Genomic DNA, 8,866 nt, shown 5'->3' on the forward strand with positions numbered 1-8,866 from the left:
CCGCCGCCGTCCTACCGGGCGGCGCCGTGTTCCCGCACCGGCACCTGACCGGGATCGAGGGGCTTCAGCCCCACGAGATCAGCTTCCTGCTCGACGAAGCCGAGCAGTGGATCGGCCGGGGAACGCGCGACGTGCCCGATACGCGCCTCGCCGGGCTCACCCAGATCAACGCCTTTTTCGAGAATTCGACCCGCACGCTGCTGTCGTTCGAAATCGCCGGCAAGCGGCTGGGTGCCGATGTCGTCAACATGCACGCCGCGCAATCGAGCGTGAAGAAGGGCGAAACCCTGATCGACACCGCGCAGACGCTCAACGCCATGCGCGCCGACGTGATCGTCATCCGCCACATGGCGAGCGGCGCGGTCCGCCTGATCGCCGACAAGGTCGACTGCCCGGTGCTGAACGCCGGCGATGGCCGCCACGAACACCCGACCCAGGCGCTGCTCGACATGCTGACCATCCGCCGCGCGCGGGGCGATGTCGCCGGTCAGCGCGTCGTCATCTGTGGCGATATCCTGCACAGCCGCGTCGCCCGCTCCGACATCCTCGCGCTCACCGCACTTGCCGCAGAGGTCCGCGTCTGCGCGCCCTCCACCCTCATGCCCGCCGCGGTCGACCGGATGTTCGTGACCCCCTTCACCGATTTCGACCGTGCGATCGAGGATGCCGACGTGGTCATGATGCTGCGCGTCCAGAATGAGCGCATGGGCGGCGGCTACATTCCCTCCACCCGCGAATATCGGCTGCGCTACGGCCTCACGCCGGAACGGCTGAAGCGCGCCAAGCCCGATGCGCTGGTCATGCATCCCGGCCCGATGAACCGCGGGGTGGAGATCGATTCGGAGGTGGCGGACGGCCCGCAATCGGCGATCACCGAACAGGTGGCGATGGGCGTCGCCGTCCGCATGGCCTGCCTGGATGTCCTGACGCGAAGGGCGCGCGGCGTGGAGGGCTGGGCATGACCGTCACCGCCTTCACCAACGCCGCCCTGGTCTGCCCCGTAGGGGGCGAGCAGCGCGCCACGCTTCTGGTGCAGGACGGCACCATCCTCGGCACCGGCGACGCGCCCGCCGACGCGACCGTCATCGACTGCGCAGGCAAGACGCTCGCCCCCGGCCTGATCGACCTCGGCATCTTCAAGGTCGACCGCGCCGCCGCGCGCGCCGGCGGCATCGTCCGCGTCGGCCTGATGCCCGACCAGTCGCCCGTGCTCGACGATCCCGGCATCGTCCAGCGCGCCGCGCTGATCGGCAAGCCCGATCTGTGGATCCACCCCATTGCCGCCGCCACGCGCGGGCTTGCCGGCACCGACATGGCCGAAATGGCGATCTGCGCCTCGGCCGGTGCGCGCGCGGTCGGCACCGGGCGCGGCTGGATCGCGGACGCCGGGGTGATGCACCGGGTCCTCGCCTATGCGCACGACCTCGACCTCGCGGTCATCACCCATGCCGAGGATGGCGGCCTCGCGGCGGGCGCGGTCGCGACGGAGGGCGAAACCGCCACCCGCCTCGGCCTGCCCGCCGCCCCCGCCATCGCCGAGGCGCTCGCCATCGCCCGCGACCTGATGCTCGCCGAAGAAACCGGGGCCCGCCTGCACATCCGCCAGGTGACGACCGCCGCCGGCTTCGACCTCGTCCGCGCCGCCAAGCGCCGCGGCGTGCGTGTCACCTGCGGCATCACGCCCGCCCACCTGCATCTGTCGGACATCGCGACGACGGATTTCCGCACCTTCGCGCGCCTGTCACCACCTTTGCGCAGCGAAAGCGATCGTCAGGCCGCACTTGCCGCGGTGGCGGACGGCACGATCGACGTCATCGCCTCGGGCCACGACCCCCATGGGCCGGAGGAAAAGCGCCTGCCCTTCGTCGACGCCGCGCCCGGCATGGCGGGTGCGGAAACGCTGCTGCCGCTGGCACTGATGCTGGTCCGCGACGAGCGGCTGAGCTTGGCTAAACTGTTCGAGAAGCTGGCGACGAACCCGGCCCGCATCCTGGGGCTCGATACCGGCACGCTGGAGCCGGGCAAGCCCGCCGACCTGCTGCTGTTCGACGCCGGCGCGCCGTGGCAGATCCTCGGCGACCGCTTCGCGTCTGCGGGCAACACCCCGTTCGACGGCCTCCCCGTACAGGGCAAGGCGCTGCGCTTGTGGAAGGCAGGCCGGGAGGTCTGATGTAGCAAAAGCCCTCTCCCCGGCGGGGAGAGGGAAATCAAAAAATCACCGCCGCGGACCCTTCGGTCCACGCGCGTGACGGCGCGGACCGCCGGGGCCACCCGCACCCGCCGGCGCGCGGCCCTGCGGACGACCGCTCGACATCGCACCGCCCTCGGCCGGCTCGATCTCGATCCCGTCATCGGCATGCTCGGCCGCGGTACGCTTCAGCGCCGCCGCAAAACGCGCTGCGATCGCACTCGGTACTTCGAACAGCGTCTCGTTCGGCTGGATGCGGATCGCGCCGATCTCGTTGCGGGTGATATGCCCGCGACGGCACAGCAGCGGCATCAGCCAGCGCGGATCGGCATTCTGCCGCCGGCCGACATTCATCCGGAACCAGGCGGTGTCCTCGAACCCGGCACGGCGCTCGCGCTGGTCGCTGCGGCCGTCGCGCTCGCCGCTGTCCACCATCTCCTCGGGCTGCGGCATGGCGGCACGGTGCGCACGCACCAACGCCACGGCGATCTCGTCCGCCGGCTTTTCGGCCATCAGCTTTTCGGCGAGCGCCTTGTCCTCGTCGTCCACCTCGACCGGCTGGAGCAGTGCCGCCAGCAGCCGCTCGCGGTCGCCCGCGCGGATTTCTTCCGGAGTCGGCGGGCGGCGCCATTCCGCCTGAATGCGCGCCCCGCGCAACATGCCCTCGACGCGCCGACGGCGCGGATACGGCACCAGCAGGATCGCGGTGCCCTTGCGTCCGGCACGGCCCGTCCGGCCCGAACGGTGCTGCAACGTCTCGGCATCACGCGGGATCTCGACATGCACCACCAGCGTCAGGCCCGGCAGGTCGATGCCGCGCGCCGCGACGTCGGTAGCCACGCACACCCGCGCACGGCCATCGCGCAGGGCTTGCAGCGCGTGGTTGCGCTCGTTCTGCGAATGCTCGCCCGACAGCGCCACCGCCGCGAAACCGCGCTCGACGAGGCTGGCGTGCAGGTGCCGCACATTGTCGCGCGTCGCGCAGAACAGGATCGCCGTCTCCGCTTCGTGCAGGCGCAGCAGGTTGACCACCGCCGCCTCGATATCGGCCGGCGCCACCGTCACCGCCTGATAGGCGATGTCGGCATGGCCGCGTTCCTCGCCGATCGTCTCGATGCGCAGCGCATCGCGCTGATACCGCTTGGCAAGCTGTGCGATCGGGCGCGGCATGGTGGCCGAGAACAGCAAGGTGCGCCGCTCGTTCGGCGTCGCGTCGAGTATCTCTTCCAGATCCTCGCGAAAGCCCATGTCGAGCATCTCGTCCGCCTCGTCCAGCACCGCGACGCGCAAGGACGACAGGTCGAGCGCACCGCGCTCCAGATGGTCGCGGAGACGCCCGGGCGTGCCGACCACGATATGCGCGCCGTTGCTCAGCGAGCGACGCTCGCGACTGGCATCCATGCCGCCGACGCAGGTGGAGATGCGCGCGCGCGCCCCTTCATACAGCCACGCGAGTTCGCGGCTGACCTGCAACGCCAGTTCGCGCGTGGGTGCGATGACCAGTGCCAGCGGCGTGCGCGGCGGGGGCAGCGTGCCGTCCTCCAGCAGCTCGCCGGCCATGGCGATGCCGAAGGCGACGGTCTTGCCGGAACCGGTCTGTGCGGACACGATCAGGTCGCGGCCTATGGCCTCCGGCTCGATGACGGCGGCCTGGACGGGGGTGGGTGCCGCGTAACCGCGGGCACCAAGCGCTTCGGAGAGAAGCGTCGGGAGAGACGAAAAGGGCATGAGGCTCCAGAAATGGGGATCGCATCTCGAAAACCAAGGATCGTTCCCGGCTTCCGAGTGTTATCCAGACCAGCCTGGATTAGGTGCGTCCCGTGAAATGCGTCGGCCACATGGCACAGACGCGGCGCTGGGTCCACTCTTTACAGGGGGGTGGGCAAAAGGGGTGCCGGCGATCAGCGGCTTTCGTATCAAGGTGATAGGCACCCGGGGTCGTGGGGGTGTGCTTCGTTGGCTGTGCCCCGTTTCGGGACTGGCCTGGCTTTCCGGCTGCAACACGCACCAGTCCGCGCTCGCGCCATTCGGGGCGGAGGCGGATGCGCTGCGCTCGCTCCTGATCCTACTGTTGATCGGTGCCGTCCTGCTCGCCGCCGGCCTGTTCTGGCTGATGCGCCGCGCCGTCACCTCGGCCGAGGGCGCGATCACCCATCAACAGGGCATGCGCATGGTGTTGTGGCTGGGCGGCGTCTTTCCGACGATCCTGCTCGGCGGACTGCTCGTCTATTCGCTGCCGATGATGAAGCCTGCCCCCGTCGGCCCCGCCGATCTCCGCATCCGCGTCGATGCGCAACAATTCTGGTGGCGCACCCAGTATCGCACCCCCGGCGGCCCGGTCGAGGGCGCCAACGAACTGCGCCTGCCCGTCGGCCGCACCGTGTCGCTCGAACTCACCGCCGGCGACGTGATCCACAGCTTCTGGGTGCCGGGCCTTGCCGGCAAGATGGACATGATCCCCGGCCGCGTCACCAATCTCGTCGTCCGCGCCGAAAAGCCGGGGCGTTACCGCGGCGTCTGCACCGAATTTTGCGGGCTCAGTCATGCGCTGATGGCGTTCGACGTCGTCGCCATGCCGCCCGCCGCGTTCGACGCGTGGCTCGCCGCGCAGGCGCGCCCCGCGCAGACCGAAGCCGATGCCGGCGCGCAACTTTTTGCCAGCTATGGCTGCGGCGCCTGCCACAGCATCCGCGGCACGACGCAGGCGGGCACGATCGGCCCCGACCTCACCCATTTCGGCGGCCGCCGGACGCTCGCCGCCGGCATCCTGGAGCCGACGACGCAGAACATCGCCCGCTTCATCCGCCATCCGGAGGCGACCAAGCCCGGCGTGCGCATGCCCGCCTTCCCCCAGATGCGTGAAGCCGAAGCCACGGCCATCGCCCGCTACCTTCAGGGCCTCAAATGAGCCTCCACGCACAAGACGATCCGGACCTCCGCCGCGCGCAGGAGGAACGCCTGCGGGCCGTGTGGAAGCCGCCCGAGGGGTTGTTCCTGCGCTGGACGGATACCAATAACAACCGCGTCGGCGTGTGGTACACGCTGACCGCCTTCGGCTTCATGCTGTTCGCCGGCGTCCTGGCGCTCATCATGCGCACCCAGCTTGCCGTGCCCGACAACGACCTCGTCTCGGCCAACACCTTCAACCAGCTGTTCACGCTGCACGGCTCGATGATGATGTTCCTGTTCGCCGTGCCGATGTTCGAGGCGGTGTCGATCATCCTCCTGCCGCAGCTACTAGCCGCGCGCGACCTGCCCTTCCCGCGCCTGTCGGCCTTTGGCTACTGGTCGTTCCTGATCGGCGGCGTCTTCGTGTCGGGCTCGATCTTCTTCAACGCCGCGCCCGACGGCGGCTGGTTCATGTATCCGCCGCTCACCACCCGCACCGACCTGTCCGGGCTTGGCGCCGACATCTGGATGCTGGGCCTGTCCTTCATCGAGGTGTCCTCGGTCGCCGCCGCAGTCGAGTTGATCGTCGGCGTCCTCAAATGCCGCCCGCCGGGCATGCGCCTCAACCTCATGCCGCTCTATGCCTGGTACATCCTGGTCGTGGCGGTGATGATCCTGTTCGCCTTCCCGCCGCTGATCGCCGGCGACGTCCTGTTCGAAATGGAGCGGCTGCTCGGCTGGCCCTTCTTCGATGCCGCGCGCGGCGGCGATCCGCTTCTCTGGCAGCACCTGTTCTGGATCTTCGGCCACCCGGAGGTCTATATCGTCTTCCTGCCGTCGATCGCGTTGTTCGCGATGCTGATCCCCACTTTTGCGCAAAGGCATTTGCTCGGCTATCCGTGGATCGTGCTGGCCGCGGTCGGCACCGCCTTCCTGTCGTTCGGCCTGTGGGTGCACCACATGTTCGCGACCGGCCTGCCCAAGATCAGCCTGGCCTTCTTCTCGGCCGCGTCCGAGGCGGTGGCGATCCCGACGGGAATCCAGATCTTCGCCTTCATCGCCACCCTCTGGGCGGGCAAGGTGAAATGGTCGACGCCGCTGCTGTATGCATCCGGCAGCCTCGCCATCTTCGTCGTCGGCGGCCTGACCGGGGTGATGGTCGCGGTCGCGCCGTTCGACTGGCAGGCGCACGACACCTATTTCGTCGTCGCCCATCTCCATTACGTGCTGATCGGCGGCACGCTGCTGCCGCTGTTCGGCGGCCTCTATTATTACTGGCCGCTGATCACCGGCAAGAAACTGTCCGATCGCATGGGCCGCATCGCCTTCTGGATCATGTTCGTTGGCGCCAATCTCGCCTTCTTTCCCATGCACCTCTCGGGGCTGGAGGGGATGCCCCGCCGCGTCTTCACCTATCCGGCCGAACTGGGCATCGGCGGGCTGAACCTCGCCTCGACGATCGGCGCCTATCTGTTCGCCGCCGGCGTCGCGATCGTCTGCCTCGACCTCGCACTCTCCCCCACCCGGCCCAAGGGCAAGCGCAACCCGTGGAACGCCGGCACGCTCGAATGGCTGGCCCTGCCCGATGACGAGGACTGGGGCATCCGCTCGGTCCCCCTGATCGAGAGCCGTTATCCGATCTGGGACCAGAAGGATTTCGTGAAGAAGGTCGACGAAGGCCGCTTCTTCCTGCCCGATGCGGAGGAGGGCCGGCGCGAAACGATCATCACCACCGTGCTCGATGCGCGCCCCATCGCCGTTATCCGCCTCGGCACGCCGAGCTGGAAGCCGATGCTGACCGCCATCGTGCTCGGCGCGGTGTTCATCCTGACCACCTATCATCTCTACATGGCCGCGCTGTTCGCCGCCTTCGCCACGCTTGCCATGGTGCTCTGGTGGCTGTGGACCGGCACCGCCGAGATCCCGGAAAAGCCGTGCAAGGCGATCGGCCACGGGCTGGAGGTGCCGCTCTATCTTTCCGGCCCGTCGTCCTCGGGCTGGTGGGCGATGTTCATCACCATGATGGCCGACGCCACCGCCTTTTCCGGCCTCGTCTTCGGCTATTATTTCTTCTGGACGATCCATGCCGAATTCCCGCCGCCCGCTTTCCCCGGCCCCGGCATGCTCTGGCCGATGGTCGCCCTGGCCCTGACGCTGGTCGGCTGGGCCGGCACGATCGCGACCCGCGAGGTGCATGCCCGCGGCAAGGTGACGCTGGCCCGCACCCTGCTCGTCGTCAGCCTGCTTGCCACCTTCGCCAGCCTGTTCGCGGGGCTTGCGGGGCCGTGGCAATATGCGATGAACCCGGAGGCGCATGTCTACCCCGCCATCGTCTGGACGCTCGCGATCTGGACCGCGGTGCACGCCGGCATCGGTGCGATCATGCAGGGCTATGCGCTCGCCCGCAGCCTCGCGGGGCGCATGACCCCCACCTACGACGCCGACATCCGCAACATCACCGTGTATCAGCACTTCCTCGCCCTCACCGCCCTTGTCGCCTATGCGACGATCGGCCTGTTCCCGGCGGTGGCGTGATGGGGCGCACGCAGGAGCGATCCGCATGAAACCGGGCTTCCGCAACCGCGTGAAGCGGCTGAAGGTCACGCTGTGGACGCTCATCGTGCCGCCCGGCGTCTGGGCGGTGCATTTCCTGTTTTCCTATATCTGGGCGGCGGTGTCCTGCGCAAAGCTTGGCGAATGGTCGCTCTTTCCCACCGCCTTCACCATCGGCACGGTGGTGGCACTCGGGATCATCCTCGTCTCTGGCTGGATCGCCTTTGTCCAGTCGCGCACGCCGGGCGATCCGCCCCCGCACGAACAGGGCACCGATATCGACCGGCTGCGCTTTCTCGCCACCGCCACGCTGCTTCTCGCCGCGCTCAGCTTTGTCGGCGTGATCTTCACCGCGCTGCCCGTCATCCTGCTGAACGATTGCCGATGAGGCGCCTGTGCCTTGCCGCCGGCGCGGCGTTTCTCCTGCTGGGCTGGGCCTTTGCCGGCAGCGGCTTTGGCATGATCGGCCACATGGCCGGGCACATGATCGCGGTCGCGGTCGCCGCGCCCCTGCTCGCCTTCGCCATCGCCGGCACGCCGGCCGATCCCGCGACGCGCTTTCCCCGCATCGTCACGCCGCTCGCCATGTCGGTGGTCGAACTGGTCGTGGTGTGGAGCTGGCACGTGCCCGCACTCCGCCTCGCCGCCGAGGCTTACCCGCTCGTCCTGATCGCCGAACAGGCCAGCTTCCTCGTCGCCGGCCTGCTGCTCTGGTCCGCCGCGCTGGGGGCGGCGGGTGACGCCCGCTGGGCGCGGCGCGCCGGGGGGGTGGCGGCGATGCTGCTCACCTCGATGCACATGACCCTGCTCGGTGCGCTGATCGGACTGGCGCCCCGACCGCTTTATGTCGGCCTCCACGCCGCGCACGGCATGGAGCCGCTCGCCGATCAACAGGTCGGCGGCGTCGTCATGCTGATGATCGGCGCGGCCGCCTATTTCTTCGGCGGGCTTGCCATGCTCGCCAGCCTGCTCCGCCTGCGGGAAGCCCGGTCATGACGATACGCCTCACCTGGAAACGCGTCGCCGCCACGCTGTTCGGCCTGTTCGCCGCCGGCATGCTCTTTGCCTGGTCCGGCCTCTTCAACGTCGCCGCCTCCAGCGGGCACTGGCCGGTCACCGACTGGTTCCTCCACTGGGTCATGCGCAATTCGGTGAAGACGCACGCCGCCTTTTCCGCGCCCGACGACCCCAAGGCCCCTCGCGTCCTGGTCAGCGCAGCCGGCCATTTCGCCGGCG

7 protein-coding genes and 1 pseudogene are annotated in these 8,866 nt (G+C 68.9%); 7 read left to right on the forward strand and 1 reads right to left on the reverse strand.

Going from position 1 to position 8,866, the window contains the following annotated elements; all coding sequences use genetic code 11:
- On the forward strand, positions 1-962 hold a 962-nt coding region (locus tag OXR08_RS18180), incomplete at its 5' end, for an aspartate carbamoyltransferase catalytic subunit (RefSeq protein ID WP_267352026.1).
- Positions 959-2,170: a dihydroorotase gene (locus OXR08_RS18185; protein WP_267352028.1), complete on the forward strand. Its 1,212-nt coding sequence runs from the start codon at positions 959-961 to the stop codon at positions 2,168-2,170. The genes OXR08_RS18180 and OXR08_RS18185, both read left to right, overlap by 4 nt.
- Positions 2,171-2,215: 45 nt before the next feature.
- On the opposite strand, the gene OXR08_RS18190 is transcribed toward OXR08_RS18185, so the two are convergent.
- Positions 2,216-3,916, reverse strand: coding sequence for a DEAD/DEAH box helicase (locus OXR08_RS18190; RefSeq protein ID WP_267352030.1), 1,701 nt, complete (start codon positions 3,914-3,916; stop codon positions 2,216-2,218).
- Between the two features lie 220 nt (positions 3,917-4,136).
- Here OXR08_RS18190 and coxB point away from each other — a divergent pair, with 220 nt between their 5' ends.
- The 5 genes and pseudogenes from coxB to OXR08_RS18215 form a co-directional block, all read left to right on the forward strand.
- Entirely contained in the window at positions 4,137-5,096 is a 960-nt protein-coding gene (coxB, locus tag OXR08_RS18195; RefSeq protein ID WP_267352031.1) for a cytochrome c oxidase subunit II, read from the forward strand.
- On the forward strand, positions 5,093-7,612 hold the full coding sequence (ctaD, locus tag OXR08_RS18200) for a cytochrome c oxidase subunit I (protein ID WP_267352033.1): 2,520 nt from the start codon (positions 5,093-5,095) through the stop codon (positions 7,610-7,612). Before coxB ends, ctaD begins: the two co-directional genes overlap by 4 nt.
- Positions 7,613-7,637: 25 nt before the next feature.
- Positions 7,638-8,018 carry a hypothetical protein gene (locus tag OXR08_RS18205; protein ID WP_112381047.1) on the forward strand — a complete coding sequence of 127 codons (381 nt, stop codon included), beginning with the start codon at positions 7,638-7,640 and terminating at the stop codon, positions 8,016-8,018.
- Positions 8,015-8,626, forward strand: a complete 612-nt coding sequence (locus tag OXR08_RS18210; protein WP_267352035.1) for a cytochrome c oxidase assembly protein — start codon at positions 8,015-8,017, stop codon at positions 8,624-8,626. Before OXR08_RS18205 ends, OXR08_RS18210 begins: the two co-directional genes overlap by 4 nt.
- Positions 8,623-8,866: pseudogene (locus OXR08_RS18215) on the forward strand (cytochrome C); the annotation flags it as partial. The gene OXR08_RS18210 and the pseudogene OXR08_RS18215, both read left to right, overlap by 4 nt.

This window comes from Sphingomonas sp. GM_Shp_2 (assembly GCF_026540875.1).
Classification (GTDB): domain Bacteria; phylum Pseudomonadota; class Alphaproteobacteria; order Sphingomonadales; family Sphingomonadaceae; genus Sphingomonas; species Sphingomonas carotinifaciens.

Coding starts and splice junctions, on each gene's coding strand:
- OXR08_RS18185 (WP_267352028.1), top strand. CDS start 959: ATGACCGTCACCGCCTTCACCAACGCCGCCCTGGTCTGCCCCGTAGGG.
- OXR08_RS18190 (WP_267352030.1), bottom strand. CDS start 3,916: ATGCCCTTTTCGTCTCTCCCGACGCTTCTCTCCGAAGCGCTTGGTGCC.
- ctaD (WP_267352033.1), top strand. CDS start 5,093: ATGAGCCTCCACGCACAAGACGATCCGGACCTCCGCCGCGCGCAGGAG.
- OXR08_RS18205 (WP_112381047.1), top strand. CDS start 7,638: ATGAAACCGGGCTTCCGCAACCGCGTGAAGCGGCTGAAGGTCACGCTG.
- OXR08_RS18210 (WP_267352035.1), top strand. CDS start 8,015: ATGAGGCGCCTGTGCCTTGCCGCCGGCGCGGCGTTTCTCCTGCTGGGC.